This is a genomic window from Paenibacillus sp. IHB B 3415 (assembly GCF_000802655.2).
In the GTDB taxonomy this organism is placed as follows: Bacteria; Bacillota; Bacilli; order Paenibacillales; family Paenibacillaceae; genus Paenibacillus_AQ; species Paenibacillus_AQ phytohabitans.
In genome coordinates, this window is sequence record NZ_JUEI01000100.1 from 1 (window position 1) to 19,317 (window position 19,317).

At 51.7% G+C, this 19,317-nt stretch carries 16 protein-coding genes; 4 read left to right on the top strand and 12 right to left on the bottom strand.

Features of this window, described 5'->3' with window-relative positions; genetic code table 11:
• A partial coding sequence (locus QW71_RS31545) for an MFS transporter (RefSeq protein ID WP_039308978.1) occupies nucleotides 1-1,343 on the bottom strand: 1,343 nt, incomplete at its 3' end.
• A gap of 53 nt (nucleotides 1,344-1,396) precedes the next feature.
• Nucleotides 1,397-3,199, bottom strand: coding sequence for a beta-glucuronidase (gene uidA, locus QW71_RS31550; protein WP_039308981.1), 1,803 nt, complete (start codon nucleotides 3,197-3,199; stop codon nucleotides 1,397-1,399).
• A gap of 145 nt (nucleotides 3,200-3,344) precedes the next feature.
• On the opposite strand from uidA, the gene QW71_RS31555 reads away from it, so the two are divergent.
• A complete protein-coding gene (locus QW71_RS31555) occupies nucleotides 3,345-4,574 on the top strand; it encodes a helix-turn-helix domain-containing protein (protein ID WP_047014081.1) in 1,230 nt (409 codons plus the stop codon).
• Between the two features lie 133 nt (nucleotides 4,575-4,707).
• Here QW71_RS31555 and QW71_RS31560 read toward each other — a convergent pair whose 3' ends face one another.
• Nucleotides 4,708-4,896 carry a YqzE family protein gene (locus QW71_RS31560; RefSeq protein ID WP_039308983.1) on the bottom strand — a complete coding sequence of 63 codons (189 nt, stop codon included), beginning with the start codon at nucleotides 4,894-4,896 and terminating at the stop codon, nucleotides 4,708-4,710.
• A 198-nt stretch (nucleotides 4,897-5,094) separates the two neighbouring features.
• Here QW71_RS31560 and QW71_RS31565 point away from each other — a divergent pair, with 198 nt between their 5' ends.
• Nucleotides 5,095-5,892 (top strand): N-acetylmuramoyl-L-alanine amidase, encoded by a 798-nt coding sequence (locus QW71_RS31565; protein WP_052770479.1) that lies wholly within the window; start codon nucleotides 5,095-5,097, stop codon nucleotides 5,890-5,892.
• Here the strand turns inward: QW71_RS31565 and QW71_RS31570 are convergent.
• From QW71_RS31570 to QW71_RS31580, 3 genes are all read right to left on the bottom strand, one after another.
• The gene (locus QW71_RS31570; protein WP_039308985.1) at nucleotides 5,879-6,826 is read right to left on the bottom strand and encodes a divergent polysaccharide deacetylase family protein; all 948 of its coding nucleotides are present in this window, start codon (nucleotides 6,824-6,826) and stop codon (nucleotides 5,879-5,881) included. The genes QW71_RS31565 and QW71_RS31570 overlap by 14 nt on opposite strands.
• A 181-nt stretch (nucleotides 6,827-7,007) precedes the next feature.
• Complete coding sequence (locus tag QW71_RS31575; protein WP_039308988.1) at nucleotides 7,008-8,102, bottom strand: glycerol dehydrogenase; 1,095 nt, start codon at nucleotides 8,100-8,102, stop codon at nucleotides 7,008-7,010.
• Between the two features lie 420 nt (nucleotides 8,103-8,522).
• On the bottom strand, nucleotides 8,523-8,963 hold the full coding sequence (locus QW71_RS31580; RefSeq protein WP_039308989.1) for a MerR family transcriptional regulator: 441 nt from the start codon (nucleotides 8,961-8,963) through the stop codon (nucleotides 8,523-8,525).
• 159 nt (nucleotides 8,964-9,122) lie between these two features.
• Between QW71_RS31580 and QW71_RS31585 the strand changes: the two genes are divergently transcribed.
• A complete protein-coding gene (locus tag QW71_RS31585) occupies nucleotides 9,123-9,983 on the top strand; it encodes an SDR family NAD(P)-dependent oxidoreductase (protein ID WP_039308991.1) in 861 nt (286 codons plus the stop codon).
• A 293-nt stretch (nucleotides 9,984-10,276) separates the two neighbouring features.
• Here the strand turns inward: QW71_RS31585 and QW71_RS31590 are convergent, their stop codons facing one another.
• Nucleotides 10,277-11,209, bottom strand: a complete 933-nt coding sequence (locus QW71_RS31590) for a hypothetical protein (protein WP_052770483.1) — start codon at nucleotides 11,207-11,209, stop codon at nucleotides 10,277-10,279.
• A 125-nt stretch (nucleotides 11,210-11,334) separates the two neighbouring features.
• On the opposite strand from QW71_RS31590, the gene QW71_RS31595 reads away from it, so the two are divergent.
• Nucleotides 11,335-11,613, top strand: coding sequence for an HIT family protein (locus QW71_RS31595; protein WP_047014083.1), 279 nt, complete (start codon nucleotides 11,335-11,337; stop codon nucleotides 11,611-11,613).
• Nucleotides 11,614-11,835: 222 nt separating this feature from the next.
• On the opposite strand, the gene QW71_RS31600 is transcribed toward QW71_RS31595, so the two are convergent.
• The 5 genes from QW71_RS31600 to QW71_RS31620 all read right to left on the bottom strand — a co-directional run bounded on the left by QW71_RS31600 (nucleotide 11,836) and on the right by QW71_RS31620 (nucleotide 19,184).
• The gene (locus tag QW71_RS31600; RefSeq protein WP_039308992.1) at nucleotides 11,836-13,602 is read right to left on the bottom strand and encodes a glycoside hydrolase family 2 protein; all 1,767 of its coding nucleotides are present in this window, start codon (nucleotides 13,600-13,602) and stop codon (nucleotides 11,836-11,838) included.
• A complete protein-coding gene (locus tag QW71_RS31605; protein ID WP_039308994.1) occupies nucleotides 13,599-15,635 on the bottom strand; it encodes an alpha-L-arabinofuranosidase C-terminal domain-containing protein in 2,037 nt (678 codons plus the stop codon). The genes QW71_RS31600 and QW71_RS31605 overlap by 4 nt, the downstream gene beginning before the upstream one ends.
• A 20-nt stretch (nucleotides 15,636-15,655) precedes the next feature.
• Nucleotides 15,656-16,552: a carbohydrate ABC transporter permease gene (locus QW71_RS31610; protein WP_039308997.1), complete on the bottom strand. Its 897-nt coding sequence runs from the start codon at nucleotides 16,550-16,552 to the stop codon at nucleotides 15,656-15,658.
• A gap of 18 nt (nucleotides 16,553-16,570) precedes the next feature.
• Nucleotides 16,571-17,464 carry a sugar ABC transporter permease gene (locus QW71_RS31615; RefSeq protein WP_235441610.1) on the bottom strand — a complete coding sequence of 298 codons (894 nt, stop codon included), beginning with the start codon at nucleotides 17,462-17,464 and terminating at the stop codon, nucleotides 16,571-16,573.
• A 148-nt stretch (nucleotides 17,465-17,612) separates the two neighbouring features.
• Entirely contained in the window at nucleotides 17,613-19,184 is a 1,572-nt protein-coding gene (locus QW71_RS31620; RefSeq protein ID WP_039309001.1) for an extracellular solute-binding protein, read from the bottom strand.
• Nucleotides 19,185-19,317 lie beyond the last annotated feature (133 nt).

Sequence of the window (19,317 nt, forward strand, 5' to 3'; positions counted from 1 at the left end):
AAGGGATAGGCGAATGCGACCAGCAGGAAGACCACTATCAGAATGGCAGCAGGCACTATGGTGCCCAACATATAGATCCCATCCAGTGTTTTCGGTTCCTGGACATCCAGACTGGAATTGTATCCTACCAGACCTATGGCAAATCCTCCAACGCCCCCGGCTACTGCTTGTCCAACCTTGCGTGAGAAAGAGTAAACGGAGTAAATGGTCGCATCTTCCCGTAGTCCTGTTGAGGATTCATGATAATCAATGATGTCGGTGATAAACGCCCAGATTACCAGGTTGAAGAAAGCGTATCCGAACAGACCCAACGCGGAGATAAAAACATATTGGTTAGCCGTAAGGCCGGGAATGAAGTACAGCGCAGTAAAGGTTGCGATGGTCAGAATCAGACCCGCAGCAACAATTTCTTTTTTTCCGAATTTTGCAACTAAAGGCTTTACAAGCGGAATGGCAATAAGTACGGTTACAACCTGTATAACACCTACCAGACTTAATGCTGTAGTGCTGCCGAAATAATCCTTAAATATGTATACATTCGCAGTAGAAACCAAAATCAGGAAGACCATGAATACCAGGGATGCTGCCAAAATAGACATCATGGGTCTGTTGCGGATCAAACCTTTCATTGTAATTACAAGTGACTTTCGTTCGTTGTTACCCGTACTATTAGCTGTAATTCGTTCTGTAGTCAACCGGTAGCATCCCATATAGGAGGACAAAGCTAAAACCCCGAAGAAAATAGAAGCCATAAGAATACGGCTAGCATCAACTTTATTATCAACAAATACAATAAGCGGTGCGACCGCATTGATAAATAGCTGGGCAACCGTCGCACCTAACGTGCGGAATGTGGATAAGGTTGTGCGCTCGATCGGATTGCTGGTAATTACAGAGGCCATTGAGCCATAAGGAATATTAACAGTGCTGTACAATGTACCCCATAAGATGTAAGTTACATAAGCATACGCCAGATAAAAGCCATGCGACATCCCTGGGATATGCACGAACATCAGCACCCCGCTGAGCACCAACGGAAAGGACATTCTGAATATCCACGGCCGGAATTTGCCATGCTTCCCGTGTTTTCGTGTATCAATGAACCTGCCCCAAGTTACGTCCGCAAGCGCATCCCACAATCGGGCGATCATGAACAGCAGCCCTACCGCCACAGGACTAATGCCGAAGATATCTGTGTAGTACACCATCAAATAAGATCCTACCAGCATAAAGAAGAAGTCATTGCCTAAATCCCCCATCAGATAGCCGATTTTATCTCTTAAGCCAAACTTTCTTTGCTCTGCCTGAATTCGTGGCTGCTGCGTGCCTGTCTCTAAGTTCATGTTTATCCCCCATAAAATATTGGTTTGGTGTTCCTTCAACCGGTAGTTACGTTTTATTTGCGGTTTTTATAATTAAAATCAGGAATGCCTGTCCATCTTCTGCGCAGCTCATGAGCAGCCGCCTTCGGCTTACGCTCTCTGGTGAAGACTCCCTTTTTATTACCCTGAACCCGGATAATCCCCTGACTGGTGGCAAAATCCGCAAAGTTCCAGACCTGTTCACCAATGAAATTGTCAAATTCATCGAAGACTTCATGATTGGTTCTGTAGAACTCCACCTGATATTCTTCCGTAAACATAATAGGCTCCACATCGTGAAGTCCAGCCACGGTATCCGCTCCATATTCGGTCATCATAACTGGTTTACCCGGGCAGCGTTCAGCCCAGCCCATAAACTCCTCGCGCAGCTTCACCTTTGCGGATTCAAGATCGCCGCCGTCAATATACCAGCCATAATAACGATTAAAGGCCAGAACGTCGATCAAGTCTGCAATCCGGTCCGCCTGCGGAGAAGATTCCACATGAGTTACCAGCGTAACGGGACGCTTCTGCGGATCGGCTCCTTTCATAAGCTCAATCAGCGGTTTAAAGTATTCATAGGCACCGTCTTCATAAGTAGCAGGCTCATTCGCCACATTCCACATCACAACACAAGGGTGATTCTTATCACGCTTCACCAGATCGCGGATGACCTCCTGATGATGATCAAAGGTCTGTACCTCCTCCCAGGTATTCTTCTTGTCACCTCCAGACAGCATGACCAGGAAATTCAAGTCCAGCCCTACAGCAGGCGTCTCATCAATAACAACGAACCCTTCGCGATCTGCGAGCCGCATCGTTTCTTCGGCATAAGGATAATGTGCCGTACGGAACGAATTGGCCCCCGACCATTTCATCAGATTAAAGTCCAGGATCGTTGCCGCCTCATTAAAACCTCGTCCATGGAACGGCGTATCCTCATGCTTACCATAACCTTTGAAATAGAATGGTTTGCCGTTAATCAGGAACTGCCCGTCCTTCACCTCCACTGTTCTTACACCGAAAGGCTGTTCGTACACATCGCTTATAATCCCGCCCTCAAGCAGCTCAATTCGCATTGTATACAGATAGGCGTTTAACGGTTCCCACAGCCGCACAGCGGGGATATTGACTGTACCCTTCAAGCCTTCAGCCACAGCCGCCTGCTGCCCGGCCTCATCCAGTACAATGACACGGACTGCTGCCGAGCCGTGTGCTTCCACTTCATAGTCCACAATCCCTGATTGACCCGCGATATCCGTAACAATCGTGACATCCTCGATGAACGTTTGTGGTGTAGTATAAATTTTCACAGGACGCTGAATACCCGCATAATTAAAAAAGTCAAAATTAGCCCGGTTGCCCGACTTGATCCCGCCCCCCGGAAGCTCAGTTTCGGTATATAGTCCGACCGGAAGGGTGGTATAATCAACAACATTATTCACGGCCACAGTTAAGCGGTTTCTTCCAGCTTGAATGTACTCATTAAGCTCCGCTTCGAACGGAAGGAATCCGCCTTTATGCTCTACAGCAAACTCACCGTTGACATATACCTTAGCCAAATGTGTCGCTGAGCCTAACCGCAACACCAAGCGCTCCTCCATCAGCTTAGCAGGTAGTGTAAACTCTCTTTCGTACCATACCCAGCCCACATGATCTCTGATTAAAGCGGTTACACCGATGTCATTATAAGAAGAAGGAACCGCCATGGGAATTGTATCTTCCAGCCTATTCTTATGCCACTGCTCTGTTAATCCTCTTCCGTGGTCCAGTTTAAAATTCCATACTCCGTTCAGATCAATCAAACTGCGCGTTTCGGTCATGATTGGATACAACATTAACATACCTGCTTTCAATAATTTACTTGTGTACTGCCTGATATCGCTTTCATGTCTTGACTTTATTCTAATACCGTCCAAGCTACTGTTATGGTATAATTTTTTCGTTTATAGTAATTTATTATCTCGGAGGAGTGACATTCTTATGACAAGCACAGGCGGGCATCCCGTTCAGGAACGCATCTGTTCACTCTTTCATGAGGTTACCATGCTGCCTATTTTCTATATGGATGCCAACAAACAGATCCGCTGCAGCTTTCCCGGAGACATCATGCACAATCCGCTATATTCCAGTCTGCAGGAACAGGCAACCGATTGGCTTAATGCTCCGCCCGGAAAGTCAGATACCACCGTGTATTCCACTCAGGGATTGGAGAATTATATCGTGACCACACTTCATAACAGTGAAGAGCCTGGAGGCTGGATCATCATTGGACCGACTGTAGTGGCAAAATGGCCGGAGGAGCTGCTGACGGGTCTTCTTCATGAACTGCAGCTCATTCCGGGCCAGCGCCCGGTCTGGTTCGGATATTACCGGCAGTTGCCTGTAGTGATTAAGCGTAGACTGCTCCATACCGCAATGCTGCTACATGAATGGCTGACCGGCCAGAAGCTTGATAGCGATAATCTGATTGAAATGCCTGCATCTCTACTGCCCAAGCGGCAGCCTGCCGCACAAGCTTTTCTCCATCTGGCTGACAACCGGGAATCCGGTGTATACCACCATACACCAGACGCCGAGCATAATATATTCAAGCATATTAAATCAGGGGATAAGCGGGAGCTGATTCAGGCTTTTCTCGCTAAGCCCACCCAGAAAATCGGCCTGCTGTCGAAACGCAGCCCGCTGCGGCATCAAAAGAACTTGGCGGTATCCGTAATCACGTTAGCCACCCGTACAGCTATTGAGGGAGGAATGTTTCCTGAAGAGGCATATACCTTAAGCGATACACACATTCAGCATATTGAGGAGTTGACTGATCTTGGAAGGGTAGAACAGGCCTTGCTTCAAGCACTTGGCGACTTTGCTGACGGTGTAGGCAGCAATATGGAGCAACGGGTGTCCCGGCCCGTCTCTGCCTGCCAGCATTATATCTTCGACCATCTCTATGATGATCTTTCGCTGTCCGTTCTGGCTAAAGCCGCAAAGATCAGTCCTGCTCATTTGTCACGCCAGTTTCGCAAAGAGGTTGGCGTCAGTCTGACTGAATATGTCCAGCGGCAGCAGATCGGTGAAGCCAAGCAGCTGTTATTGTTTACAGATTCACCGATCTCCGATATTTCTTCCCGCTTGCGCTTTCATGACCAGAGCTACTTCACTAAAGTATTCAAGAAATATACCGGCGTCACGCCTAAACAATTTCAGTCCCGTTAAAATTGATTACTGATAGTATTGATGACAGTTAAGCTTACTACGCAAGACAAACAGCCTTCCCTTCTGCCGTGTCAAGCGGCTTTAAGGGAAGGCTGTTTCGGAATTCGGGTGAGCTGCGGCGCTGCTAGGCTGGCTACTCCGGATCCTTGCGGCTCCATTTGCTGCGCCAGACAGACCATGCGAGCGGCAGCGTGCCGAACCATTTCTCGGCCCAGGGCTGCTTCTCTGCCTTCCGCCTTGCATGTACGGCGCGCGGGTCCTCCATATATATGACTACTTTCTCCGTAATGTATTTCACCAGATCATCTCCGCTGGTTGCCATTACTATCCCTCCCATGCAGGTAGCTGGCGGATCGCCGCCTGCTGCCCTGCCCTTTTCTCCATGGCTTTAGTGTGCTCCAAATCCCTGCTCTCTAAACCGGAACCGCTGAGCTTCGTATAGGTTTGGCTGATAAGGCACAATCTAACAGAGATTCCACACCTAAGATACAATGATGATTCCGGCAGGGAGGTTATTCACTTGAGAATTTCGGAACATTCACAAGAACATACTGCAGGACAGGCAAGCCATTCCGGGAGTCATTTCCGTCCGGGGCCAAGACTGCGGAGGATACTGGCTTCAGCGGGAGTGCTGCTTCTGCTTACAGCGGGAAATGCCGGGACTCTCCAGGCCGCCACACCGGGGGTAGACCACTTAACCGACAACCCGTCAGACCGCCAGCATATGCTCGGTCATGACCAGCGGATCATTCTGATTGATGCCGGACACGGAGGGATTGACGGCGGAACTTCACACGGCACCATCCTGGAGAAGGATATTACCCTGGCGATCTCACGCCGGCTGTTTCTCCTGCTGCGCAGTGACGGCTTCGATGCCATACTGAACCGGACCGGCGATTATGCGCCGAGCGATGAGAATCTCTGGCTGCGCAGTAAATCCCGGCACCTGCGTGATCTGGCCCAGCGCAAGGAACTGGCCGAAACGCTGCCGGCGAATGTCGTGGTCAGCATTCATATCAATTGGGCAAAGTCACCCTCCAAGCATGGTCCGCTTGTCTTGTACCGCCAGGAAGGACGCAGCTTCCTGCTGGCCAGATTGATTCAGGATCAGCTGAACGGGCTGTACGGGATGAAGAATGATCCCAGACAAGGCAAACCCTTCTACCTGCTCAACAAAATAACCGCCACAACGGTTATCGTCGAGGCGGGATTTGTAAGCAGTCCGGCGGACCGCGAGAAGCTGTGCACCCCGAAAGGTCAGGAAGAGATTGCCGAGGCGGTTGCCGACGGAATTGCGGCGTACCTTATGGAAGTGTGACCTGCGAATTCCATTTCCACTCTTCCCGGACAAGCTCGGAGATTCCAATAAACTCAACGCTGCCCTTCATTCCGGCAATGCCGCTGCGGATGCCCGCTGCGGTTTCTTTGCCTTGAATGCCGACGTGGCCAATAGTCACACAGTATCTCTGGCTCATGGCCCGCTCCTGGACCAGCTTCATCTGCTTAACCACATGGCCGGCAGAATGCACGTCGTCCAGGAAAATGTGGTTCTCCACTGGCGGGAGTCCCAGCTCCCGGGCCATTTTACCGGCAACTGAGCGATAATTGGTATGGCTGTCTACGAAGAAAAGGCCGCGCTCCTTGCAGACCGCGAGCACAATCCCCATCACCCGCTCGTCACCGGTCACCTTGGAGCCCATATGGTTGTTAATGCCAATCGCATAAGGAACATTCTCAAGCGCTGCCTCCACCCGCTGGCGGACTTCTGCATCACTCATCCTGGTGAGCACCGCACCTGGTCCAAGCCATTCCGGCTTGCCCTGGCGCGGCTCCATCGGCAGATGAACCAGGACATCGAAGCCAAGCTCGTGCGCACGGCGTGCATCCTGCTCGCTCGAGGGCAGGAATGGCATCACTGCAACGGTAATCTTGACCGGGAGCTTGAACATCTCCTCCGTGCCCCGCATGTTGTTGCCGAAATCATCGACAATGATGGCCACACGGCTGGGCAACTTCTTATTCTCCACTTGACGGTCAACTGAACCGCTGTTTCCACTGCTGCCTGCATTCGTATCGGTTACCAGACGGAGCGTGGAAACTGCAGCTTCAAGGTTACGGGCAGAGTGCCCAACAGCTAGCGGTGCGGCAGATACCGCTTGAGGCGCTGAAGGAATCAGCATGGTCACCAGAACAACTACGGCGGCCAATGGATAGAGAATGATGTGCTTTACTCTATGATTGCTTTTCTCCAAACTGGTACACCTCCTTCGTGATTCAACAATTGTTCTCATTGTTTGGCTCACGGAGGATAAATATGTACGCTGAACATACGCAATAATTAACAAGCCTTAAATTAATCCCATAAAGCGGGGCATTGGCTTCGATGATGACCCAGCTTCTTTGCGGGGACCCCAAATCATATAAATTTATATTTTAAGAAACCTTTGCCCCGCGGCGGTCAGCTTCAAGAATCGCCTCCAGCACCTGCTGCGGTGTCACGGCAAACGGCATGTTGGCCATTGGACTGCCCTCACTGCAGCTGGCTTCAGCTGCAATCAGCAGCCGGCCGTGATCAACACCGACCAGCCCTAGCTGCGCCAGCGTTACAGGCAGACCTGCCCGCCGGCAGAAGTCCAGCGCACCGCTGATCTCAGCTTCAGCCGCTTCTTCAAGGACCAACTGCACCAGTGTGGTGAACGCCACTTTCTCCCCGTGAAGCACGGTCCGGCATTCCTCAAGCAGCGTCAGCCCATTATGAATGGCATGGGCCGCTGCCAGTCCGCCGCTCTCAAAGCCGATGCCGCTGAGATATATATTGGCTTCGACAATATGTTCAACTGCGGCTGTGACGCGTCCGTCAGCGGCATCCTGCAGCGCCTGCGCACCGTCGGTGAGCAGAGTATCCAGACATGTACGGGCCAAAGCCAGGGCCGCCAGAGTGCCTGTACCTCCGGTGCTGGTAACTGCTCCGTATCTGCTGCAGGCTCTTGCTTCGTAATACGTCGACAAGGCATCCCCCATGCCCGCTGCAAGCAATCTTACAGGGGCTTTGGCGATAATCGCCACATCTGCGACAACGATATCCGGACTGCGGCGCAGCGGCAGATACCGGTCGAATTCGCCCGATTCGCTGTAGAGAACCGATAGGGCGCTGCATGGCGCATCCGTTGACGCTATGGTCGGCACAAGCATCACCGGGAGCCCGGCGAAATGGCTGACCGCTTTTGCCGTATCCAGTGTCTTGCCTCCGCCAATACCGACGATGACATCCACACCGGCGCTATCCAGCTCCGCCACAATCTGGTCCACCTGTGCAAGACTGCACTCGCCCTTGAATTCACGCAGCAGCAGCGGGATCTGCTCCGACGCGAAGCCCTGGCTGATCTCTTGTCCGTACAAGGAGAGAATATAGGGATCTACAATGGCATAGGCTCCTTTCGCCCCCATCTGGAGGCAATACACCCCCAGCCTCGTAATCTCCCCGCTGCCCTGAATATATTTTGACGGTGAATAGATGATCTGTGACATGATGAATTCCTCCTGTTCTAATTCTTTTCATTCTAAGGAAGAATCTGGGATCCGGCAATGACCAAACTTCGCTAATCCCTATGTTAATAGTAGAATTTCGATCTTTTGGAGCATCTGAGGCAAGTAAGTGGATAAACGTCATTTAATCTCATGCATTCCCTCCACGCTGAACGATTTTCCGCATTTTAAGTGCCGGTTTTCCAACTGTTGTCCGGGAAAGGGCTCTTCCGTTTATGAGCAAGTGTTGAAAATCCAACTAATTCCTGCCGCCGGTGCAGTCAAACTTTTGCCCATGCTGCTCCTCCAGTGCTTCAGCGAGAAATGAGATAAGGTATCATGTGAAACAGCTGCATGCCGGCGTAATATTAGCAAAAAGCCCCACTCCAAAGTGATTTGGAATGAGGCTGTGCGGTAATAGGGTCAGCGTTTACGGCGTTCAGGCATTTTGCGGGTATCGCCGGTCAGCTCACATTTCTGCGGTCCAAGATTGCCATGCTCAATCTTGGTGTCAATAAAATCCACAATCTGCTGCAGCGAAGCGATCTGCTCCAGGATCTTCTGTTTATGATTCAGGATCATCTCATGCAACTCCGGATATTCGGACAGGTCTGAATCAAGAGACAGGTTGAGATATGGCCGCATGTCGTCCAGCGACATCCCCGTCTTCTTGAGGCAACTGATCAGCTTCATCATCTCCAAATCCTGATCGCTGTAGATGCGGTGGCTGTTTCCCTTGCGCTGCGCCCGGGGCAGCAGTCCGATCTTCTCATAGTACCGGATGGTATCTTCCGGGATTCCGGTCCGCTCCGCTGTTTCTTTGATCGAATATCCATGAATGATATTAGCATCTGCCAGACTCATAGGCACACCTCATTTGAATTGAATGGTCTTCAGTTCATTCTATTGTATAACTTGGAGTCAGCTCCAAGTCAATCGTTAATTTCCGGCCTTGACTTGGAGTCGGCTCCAAGTTATACAATGGGCACCATTCACCATTACATTTCCAAAGGAGCCCTTATTATGACTATACAACAAGCACAACGCACTGCGCTGATCACCGGCGCGAATAATGGAATCGGACTCGCCTTGACCCGCCGAATGCTGGGCGAAGGCTGGGAGATTATCGCGCTCATCCGTTCAGCTTTTCCAGAGGACGATTCCCTTATCCGTGAGGCGCTCAGCAGCAGACAGCTGCGGACGTACAAGGCAGACCTCTCCGATTTCGCCCAGTTGAAGCGTGCCTTGCAGGATATTACAAGCCATGAAACGCAGATTGATCTGCTGTTCAATAATGCCGGCGGCAGCTTCCCGGAGTTAAGCTTCTCCAAGCAGGGACGTGAGCTGCACTATGAGCTGCAGACGGTTGTCCCGTATATCCTCACGATGGAGCTGAAGCCGCTGATCCTGAAAGGCACACTGCGCACAGTGATTAATACCTCTTCCAACGCTTTTATGATGAAGCGCAAATTCGACCCGGCCGCCTTGGAGCATCCTGCCAAGTTCCAAAAACTGACCGGGCCTTATGCGGATACCAAGCTTGCCCTGTCCTTGTGGACCACTGAGATTGCCCCGGCGCTTGCGGCGGAAGGCATCCTAATCCGCAGTGCCGATCCAGGCGGCAACAACACGATCCGCGGGGGCAAGAAATCCGGAATTCCTTTTTGGCTGAGACCGGTTATCCGTATGTTCTTCCCGGAACCCACTCATGGAGCAGGCTTGTTATATCAGGCTGCACTCGGCGAGCACAGCCGCAAGCCCGGTGTGTTCCTGATCAAGAATCAGGTGACCCCGCTTAAATTCACAGAGCACAGCAGCACTATTCTGAAGAACGTCCAGACCATTTATCAGCAGGAGTTCCGCACGGCCGGCAGCAGCTCCTGATTCATTGGGAATGCTGCACATACCTAAGAGGCTGTCCCAAAATCCATAAAAACGGATGCTCGGGACAGCCCTCTGTTTTTAAGTAGGATCAACGTGAGCACATAGGTGGACACTCCACGAACGGACCGTTGTTACAATCGCTGTTGTGCCCAGATTTTATTTATTCTCCTTAGCGGTGAAAATCCGGGCACAAAGGCGAACGCTCCGCTTTTTCACAATCAGTCCGTCCTCTCCGCTGTTTAAGCGGAAAAAGCCTCCGGAAGTTTCGTCAGGATTGGCTGCTCTTTTGGTCCCTAAAGCTCAGCTATCCGTCCAAACTCCCGCAGCAGCAGCATATTCTCTATAACAATATGTGCCTTCCACCAGTTCTCGCTGATAGCAAACTCCCGCTCATAACCGGCCCAGGTCCAAGTCAGGTTCCAGACCCCTTCGGGATTTCTGGTCTCCAGCAGATGATCCAGCTCCTGGTGCATCAGCCCAGCAAGCTCTGCATAACCCGGACTTTGCGGCGACTTCAGGAAAAAGGACGGTCTGCAGCTGTACCCGTTCCATTGCCCCTCATCGCGGCTGATGAGCTGAGTGCTCTGCATCTTGACCGCTTCCTTCAAGGAAACGTAGGGGAAATGCTCCTGCAGCTCCGCCCAGGCGATACATTCCAGCAGCGTGGCAACACATCTCAGCGGATGCATCTCAAGTGCGGGATCTTGCAGGAATAAATCAGTCAATTCACGGGCGATGCCCATACCCCGTTCATACAGTGCACTGTCCCTGTCAGCATACTTCAGGATGAATCCGGCCAATATGGCTGTCGGATTATAGATACTGCGTGCGGTACTGTCTGAACTTGTATGCCACCATGGTGCATGCGGGTAATCATTGTTAGAGGCTACCACATTCCTCCAGGTCCGGTCATCCATGTCCGCACCGCTGTCCAGATATTTCAGAATACCCTGCACCACCGGATGGCCTGCATCTTCAAATTCAAGCTCCAGCAGTCTCTCCACAGCCGTTGCCGCCATGACCGGTGTGGAATCCGGATTCCAGGCATCCGCTTCCAGGGCATGTCCGAAGCCTCCGTCTTCATTCTGATAGGCTGATAATGCTTCCAGCACAGGCGGTATTCCGCCCTTTTCAAAGTGAAACTTCCATCTCGCCAGGTCCAGCGGGCGGGCATTGCGGTAGATCCATCTCCGTATAACCTCGTAATCCTCCAGCAGCAGCTTCATGAACAATCTCCTTTTGGCAAAATAGTAATGAACCGGCTCTCAGCAAGTGCTATGATTTCACACATATAATTCTAAGAGATTTCCAGTAAAATACAAGAGGACACTCATTGCCAAGGAGGATACATATGACTGAAGATTTCTACTGTGATGAAGTATTCAGCGGTAAAACAGTTGTGCAAAAAGTACTCGAAACGGACAATGTGCTAGCCTACCACCACACCAGGCCCTTTTATCCTGTCCACATTGTGGCTATCCCTAAGCGGCATATCTCCTCACTTATGACTCTTCAAGACAGCGATAATGACGACCTGCTGCTTGAGCTTATCGGAGTAATTAAGCAGGTTCAGGCAGCAGCTGCTTGCTCTGCCATCAATATAGAGGAGCCTGTGAATTGCCGTCTATAGTCATCTTAGTACCACTGTGTGAAGCCTTGCTGCTACAGGCTTTGCGGCGCCCGGTTATTCATTACAGACTCTGCTGTTGTCATTATCTGACCTGACCTTTGGCTCCCCTGGAGGCGGACCATTTGCAGATATCTCTTCCCAGATGCCTATTTGTCTTTTGCCGGACAGCAAAAAGGACCGGCCCGGCCATTCCTGGCTCCGGGTCAGTCCTTGTCCATTCGATTACTTCAGGTTGATCTCTTTAATCTTATCCAGCGGAATTTTCGGCTCGCGTGCCTCTGTCAGCAGACCGTTGATTTCCTGCTGCACATCGGTGAGCTGGGTATAGCAGTACCCGCAGATATAATCCACACTTTTGATCGCTTGAGTCAGGCTTGCGAAGCGGTTCAGGAATTCTTCCTCCAATGCAACCTGATGCCCGTATCCCCAGCCCTTATCGGACTGGAAGGCAATCCCGCCGAATTCCGATATAATGATGGGCTGGCCTTGGTACACATATCCCTCTGCGAATGCATATTTCCATTGATTGCAGGTGATGTCTTTATTGACAATAGCTTCTTTATTGTCAGCATACCTGTTTAGGAAGCCGTCACCCATTTCAACGTAGTCATGCAGGGTCAGAATATCCGACACGGTATGCTCCCAGCCGTCATTCGTAATCACCGGGCGGTAGGGGTCAATTGCCTTGGTTAAGTGATAAATGCCTTCTGTGAATTTCTGCTGCCTCTGGTCGTGCAGAATGTTCGGGACGCCCCAGGACTCATTGAACGGCACCCAGGTAATAATGCTGGGATGATTATACTGCTGCTGGACGATCTCCAGCCATTCCTTAGTGAATTCCTCAACCGCAGTGTCATGAAATTCGAACGTTGCCGCCATCTCCGACCATACCAGCAGGCCCTTTACATCGCACCAGTACAGGAAGCGGGCATCTTCAATTTTCATATGCTTGCGTACGCTGTTGTAGCCCATCGCCAGAATATAATCAATATCTGCAACTATCGCTTCCTCGCTCGGCGGTGTCAGGTGGCTCTCTGTCCAGTATCCTTGATCCAGAATAAGCCTTTGATAGATTGGCGCATTATTAAGCAGCACCTTGCCGTTCCCGATTGATACCTTCCGCATCCCGAAATAGGAATGCACGCGGTCCGCGACTTTGCCGTCCACATAGAGTATAAACTCGACATCATACAGATTGGGCTGTGCCGGTGACCAGTAGCTCCGCTTCCAGGGACCGCTTGCCTCATGCAGCAAATCGATTTCCATCGTCTGGCGGGGCCGGTCTATAATCTGGCTTGTGGTCTTAACCGGGACTCCCTTTAAAGTAACTGCAGCCTCCAGCAGGATCTTTCCTGCCGCCGTCTCCAGACCGTTTACCTGAACATCGAACGAGACGCTGGAGCGGTCGATATCCGGAGTGATTTTCAAAGAATCCAGCCTCTGCTCTTCCACATATTCCAGCCAGACAGTCTGCCAGATTCCGGTGCTCTGCACATAAAAGCATTCAAAATTATCCTTCGTCCAGCGCTGCTTCCCACGGGGCTGGGTACAGTCATTACTGTCTTCTGCCTTTAACGTAATGTTATTATCCTTCCCGGATACAAGGTAGGGGGTAATGTCGAAGGAAAAAGCAGCATATCCTCCCTGATGACTGCCTGCCAGTATGCCGTTCACCCATACTTTGGCGTGATAATCCACTGCCTGAAAGTGAAGGATCACCCGTTTCCCGGCAGCAGCCTCCGGAATGGACACGGATTTGTTGTACCATACCCGGGGATGAAATTCCTGAAGGCCGACTCCGCTTGCCTGCGTCTCGTAAGTATAGGGAACGGTAATGGTATGGGTTGCGTTCAGCTGTTCCTGCCATCTCCCGCTCTCTCCGGTATTCTGGTCGTCGAACCGGAAGCCCCATTCACCGTTAAGCGTCTGCCACTCCCTGCGGACGAACTGCGGTCTGGGATAATCCTTGATATAAGCCTTGGTTGTCATTGTACTCCCCCGTCCCGTGTGTCAGACCCGGTTCTGAATTCCAGTGCATAGACTGATGCCGGACGCAGCAGACAGCCCTCCGCCCATCTTTCAGCGGAAACCCCGTTAACCTTGCAGGAGATACGGCTTGGCGCAAAGACAGAATTGATCTCCCGTTCCGAATCTCCCGATATTTCATATACAACTACAGTACCGTCAGCCTCAAATCCGTGCAGTGTGAAGGAAGCCTTCACTTCCTGCAGGCTCCGGTTAACGGCAAACACGGTGACGGTATCGCCGGAACCGTTCGTGAAGGCTGCGATATCCAGATCCGGCAGGGCGTCCAGATTGATCGGCGCCGGTTTGCCGGACCTTACGGAGAAAGTGCCGCACTCCGTATCCACGGGTAGCAGGCGGGAAATATCACGGCCCGCATAGAGCTTCATGACTTCATAGGTTGGCGTGCCATAGACGGTTAACGGGTGCCCGCTCCAGCCCGGCAGCTTGCCGCAGTATTGATCGGCATAATAATCCCCCACCCGGATACATCCGCCGAGCCATCCGTTCACAAGATCGGAGAAGCTGCCGATATGTACCATCTCACTGGCACGGAGCATCTCGTTCAAATTGGCAGCATTGGCCACCGCAGCGCCCAGCGTATGCTCGTCCGGCAGCCCTTTGCGTACCGTGTTGGGATAATACATCGTATTGTATTCGGTAATTGCCAGCTTCACATGCGCATGCTTCGGATTGGACCGGATCTGTCCCGCCGTCTGTTCTATATTGTAACGAGTCCATTCCGGGAATGAAGCTATGGCTTTATAGCGTTCTTCTTCCGGAGTATTATGGTCCATTGCAAAACGGTAGTAGCCATGATAGAGATGCAGGGTCAAATAATCGATCTGCTCACCTGCGATATCCAGTACGGCCCGGTTCCATTCCTGATCGGTATGTCCACAGGCCAGAATAACAAGGGAAGGATCTGCCTGTTTCATGGCTTGAATGAAGGACACGGTCCGCTTGGCGAACGGCTCCGCCGTGGTTGTTCCGACCTGCCATGGTCCCCACACCTCGTTGCCGATCTCCCAATACTTCACATTATAGGGCTCCGCATACCCGTTCGCGGCCCGCTTCGCTCCCATGGGAGTTTCGATCCCGCCATTGCAGTATTCCACCCACCTCGCTGCCTCCTCCGGCGAGCCGGAGCCGTCATTCACACAGATGAGCGGTTCCACACCGAGCTCCCGGCAGAACCGGATGAATTCATCCGTGCCGAAGTATTTGCTGGTCCATCCTCCCCATGCCTCATTGAACATGACCGGACGCTCCAGCACCGGACCGACGCCGTGCTCGAAATGATAGGCGCTGATATAGTTGCCCGCCAGCCGCATCATCCCGGCGTTCAGGTCTTTCGTCATTTCGACCACCTCACGTTTTACGGTGCCGATGTGGTCTTCCGGGAGCAGAGAAATGTGATCAATCCATAACATGCCTGTAGATACATGATCCCTCCATCTGGGGTGTTCGGCCGGCACATATACACGAAACTCTGCATCTGCACTGTCCCGGCTGACAGACAGCCTAGCTTCATACTGCTGCCAATTATGGCCCGCCAGTCCGACACGCTCAAGCCCCAGCCGGGCCTGGGTAATCCGGTCTATCGCTTCTATAATAATGTAGTCCAGTTCAACGGAAGCTCTCAGCACCAGCTTGACCGTATACCGCCCTTCTTTGAGTGCGGTCCTCTGGGCGATGCCGGCATAGGCCTCATCATCACTCAGCAGCCGGATGCGCTGGGCGCGGCCCGAATGCTTCGGGGCAGACGCTTCAAGTGCATATCCGGTATTCCGTCCATTCGTATAGGCATACCAGCTTCCCGGCACCCCTGCCGTACTCCCCGGCTCACTTTCGAAATCCATATCCTTCAGCGGATACGCCAGCATGGCTTCCATATGATCGCGGATATCCTCCACGAAATGTCCGAACAGGTACGGGTTGACCGTATGCTCGCTTGGCTGGCTGCAGTCGATCCTTATCGTTGCTTGGTTAGACAATTTCAAACCTCCGTTTCCGATTAACCTTTTATTGAACCAATCATTACACCTTTAACGAAGTGCTTCTGAACAAAAGGGTACATCAGCAGCACCGGCAGGCTGGACACGATAATGACCGCGTATTTAATGCTCTCGGAGAGCAGGATTTTATCCTCCAGCCCGACATTCCCCCCGTCTACAGAGGCAGCCTGGCTGATCATCAGTATTTCGCGCAGCACCAGCTGCAGCGGGTAACGGTCCTCGCTGCGGATATAAATCAGCGCATTGAAGAATGAATTCCAGTGTCCAACGGCATAGAACAGAACCATTACGGCAATAATCGGCTTCGACAACGGCAGAATGATGCTGATCAGCAGCCTCCAGTTGGAGCAGCCGTCGATGTGCGCCGCCTCCTGCAGCTCCCACGGGATACTGGATTCAAAGTAAGTTCTCATAACAATGAGATTGTACGTAGAAATGGCTCCGGGAATAATGAGCGCCCACATCGTATCGACCATCCCGAGGTTTTTGACCAGCAGATAACTGGGGATCAATCCTCCGCTGAAGAACATGGTCAGGGTCACAATCAGCATCAGCAGCTTGCGTCCGGGAAGATCCGGTCTGGACAGCGGGTATGCGGCAAGCAGAGTCATCATAATATTTACACTTGTTCCAACAACTGTGTAGATCAGCGTATTGCGGTATCCGGTCCAAATTTTATCGTTGTGTAAAATATTGCTGTAGGCTTCCAGTGTCACGCCCTTGGGCAGCAGCCATACTTCCCCGTTCAGTACCCTGGCGGGATCACTGAACGAAGCGCTGACCACAAATAGTAATGGATAGAGCACTAAAATAATGATTACCGCTGCGAGCAGGTATACGATAACGTCGAACCGCTTATCATCGGGTGGGGCTTTTATAATTACATCCTTAGGCATTGCCCGTCTCCTCCTCCATTACCAAAGGCTTGTATCCGACGTTTTGCGCGCAAACCGGTTCACCAGCAGGAGCAGCGTCAGGTTAATCAGGGAGTTGAAAAGCCCTATTGCGGCAGTATAGCTGTATTCACCCTTTAGAATTCCGGTAGTGTATACAAAAGTGGAAATCACGTCGCTTGATTCAAGATTCAAATTATTCTGCATCAGCAATATTTTCTCGAACCCGATGTTCATGAACTGCCCAATATCCAGAATCAGTAAAATAACGATAACCGGAATGATTCCGGGCAGAGAGACATGCCAGATACGCCGGATACGTGACGCACCGTCCATCTTGGCCGCTTCGTACAGCTGCGGATTAATTCCGCTAAGCGCAGCGATGTATATAATGGATTGCCAGCCCATGTTCTGCCAAATATTTGAGCTGATGAAGATCGTTTTGAACCATGCGGCCGATTCCATGAAGCGGGTCGGCGTACCGCCAAGCGCCTGAATCAGCATGTTGACCGGGCCGCTTGGTGACAGGAGCACAGTCAGAATGCCCACGATAACAACAACAGAGATAAAGTGCGGGATATAAGTGACGTTCTGCAGTAATTTACTGTATCTCTTGCTGCCGATTTCGTTGATCAGCAGTGCCAGCATAATCGGAACCGGAAAAGCAATCAGCAGGGAGAACAGGTTGATGGACAGCGTATTCCAGAGAAGTCTCCAGAAATAATAGGAGTCAAAAAACCGCTGAAAATGCTCGAATCCCACCCAGCTGCTGCCGAGAATCCCTTTGCCCGGATTGAAATTTTTGAAGGCAATCTGCAACCCGTAGAGCGGGCCGTAATGGAACACTAAATACCAGGTGACCGGGATCAGCAGCATAAGATACAAGTCGTATCTTCTGGCAATTTGCCTGACCAGGCGGCGCCCCGGTTCCCGGCGGAACCGGGGCGCTGCAAATTTGCCTGACCAGGCGGCGCCCCGGTTCCCGGCGGAACCGGGGCGCTGCAGCCGTATTATGAATCTCCGCCTTATTCATGAACATCCGCTCCTATCCAATAGGATCAGCCTATTTCTCCATCTTGTCGTAGGCTTCCTGATAAATTTGCTGAAGCTCTTCGACATTCATCTTTTGCAGGGTTGCCTGGAATTCATCCCATTTGTCGAAGCTGAGCGCACCCGCGATGAATTTTGTGCTTTGTTCTTCATAATATTTGTCGATGTCATTGCGCAGCATGTTCACCTTCTGGGCCGTTGCTTCGTCAAACATTGGAGCGGCATAGCGGATTGCCGGCATGTACGGGTCCAGTGCCTTTTGCGCTTCCTGCACTTGAGGCGGATTGATATAAGAGGCTACATGCTCACTGATCAGATGCGGCGCCCCTCCGCCGGCATATGGAGTGATTTTCGGCTGGGTCTCGGAAGTAGAATACTCTTCCTTGTAATACGGAATTCCGTCCTTCAGTTCATAATGTTCGCCTTCCCTCCCGAACCGCAGCAGCGTCGAGCCTTCGTCGCTATAGAAATAGTCGATCCAGCGCATGGAGATTTCCGGATATTTATTGACTGAAGTAATGGCATAGGCCCCAAAGTCACGCGGGATCGGGGCAGTCTGGCTCTGCATCCGGTCTCCATGCGGACCCGCCGGCGGCGCAATGCCGATGTATTGATCCGAGATCGGCAGGAAATTGTTATTCGTCTGGTCGAAGAACATGCCCGTTTTGCCTGAGCCCTGCTTGGCCAGGAACTGTGCCTCCGTATGGGAGAACACTTCCTGGTCCAGCAGCTTCTCGGCGTAGAGCTTGTTCAAATACATGAGCATTTCCTTGTTCTGTTCACTGCCCGTCCAGATTTCGACTTTATCGTCTTTGATGTTGATGTTGTAGCCGAACTGCTGGTCCAGTCCAAACGAACCGCTCATCATCGTTACGATACTGAGGCCGACGCGCGCGGTCAGCGGCAGCTCGTCCTTTTGGCCGTTGCCGTTCGGGTCCTGATCACGGAAGGCGACCAGCACATCGTACAGCTCATCCGTCGTCTCCGGCACCTTCAGGTTCAGCTTCTCCAGCCAGGCCTGGTTGATCCATTTCTTGTCCGTCCGTGCCGCGCCCAGAGTAACAATGCCCGGAATCGCATATATATGGCCTTCCGGCGTCGTGATGCCCGCACGGATCTCCGGATACTCATCCATCAGCTTGTTGAAATTCGGGGCATAGTCGCGGATCAGATCCTCCAGCGGAATGAGCTGGCCTCCCGAGCCGTAACGGATGGCCTCCAGTTGGGTGATTCCGGAGCGGTACATCACATCTGGAAGCTCATTGGAGGCGAATAGGAGATTCTTCTTCTCCTGAAAGCCATCGGTTGGTGCTTCAGTGAACTCCACCTGCACATTGCTCAGCTTCTCGTAATCCTGAAAGACCGGCATATCCTTGAAGGGTCCGTTAACGGGGGCAATCCGGGTGAACATTTTGAGCTTCACCGGTTCCTGCACGATCGGAAATCCGTCTGTGCTGACCGTTTGGTCTGCGGTCGCCTTAGGTGCAGCCTCATTGCTGTTGCCTGCTCCTGAACTGCACCCCGCCATTGCCAGTGCGGCAATGACCATCAGGCTTAGCGCCGTTTTAGTTCGTTGTTTACGCATGTCTGTATAACCTCCTTTTAGATCTCGCTCAACTCATCGTTGTAAGCGCTTCCCTTGATGTGACTTTATTATAGCCGGGCACGCAAAGAGGGGAATTCCACATATATGACTTTTTACTACACTTATCTTACTG

Excerpts from the sequence above, each read along its gene's own strand:
- uidA (WP_039308981.1), bottom strand. The coding sequence starts at position 3,199 with ATGTTGTATCCAATCATGACCGAAACGCGCAGTTTGATTGATCTGAAC.
- QW71_RS31555 (WP_047014081.1), top strand. The coding sequence starts at position 3,345 with ATGACAAGCACAGGCGGGCATCCCGTTCAGGAACGCATCTGTTCACTC.
- QW71_RS31560 (WP_039308983.1), bottom strand. The coding sequence starts at position 4,896 with ATGGCAACCAGCGGAGATGATCTGGTGAAATACATTACGGAGAAAGTA.
- QW71_RS31575 (WP_039308988.1), bottom strand. The coding sequence starts at position 8,102 with ATGTCACAGATCATCTATTCACCGTCAAAATATATTCAGGGCAGCGGG.
- QW71_RS31580 (WP_039308989.1), bottom strand. The coding sequence starts at position 8,963 with ATGAGTCTGGCAGATGCTAATATCATTCATGGATATTCGATCAAAGAA.
- QW71_RS31585 (WP_039308991.1), top strand. The coding sequence starts at position 9,123 with ATGACTATACAACAAGCACAACGCACTGCGCTGATCACCGGCGCGAAT.
- QW71_RS31590 (WP_052770483.1), bottom strand. The coding sequence starts at position 11,209 with ATGAAGCTGCTGCTGGAGGATTACGAGGTTATACGGAGATGGATCTAC.
- QW71_RS31595 (WP_047014083.1), top strand. The coding sequence starts at position 11,335 with ATGACTGAAGATTTCTACTGTGATGAAGTATTCAGCGGTAAAACAGTT.
- QW71_RS31600 (WP_039308992.1), bottom strand. The coding sequence starts at position 13,602 with ATGACAACCAAGGCTTATATCAAGGATTATCCCAGACCGCAGTTCGTC.
- QW71_RS31610 (WP_039308997.1), bottom strand. The coding sequence starts at position 16,552 with ATGCCTAAGGATGTAATTATAAAAGCCCCACCCGATGATAAGCGGTTC.
- QW71_RS31620 (WP_039309001.1), bottom strand. The coding sequence starts at position 19,184 with ATGCGTAAACAACGAACTAAAACGGCGCTAAGCCTGATGGTCATTGCC.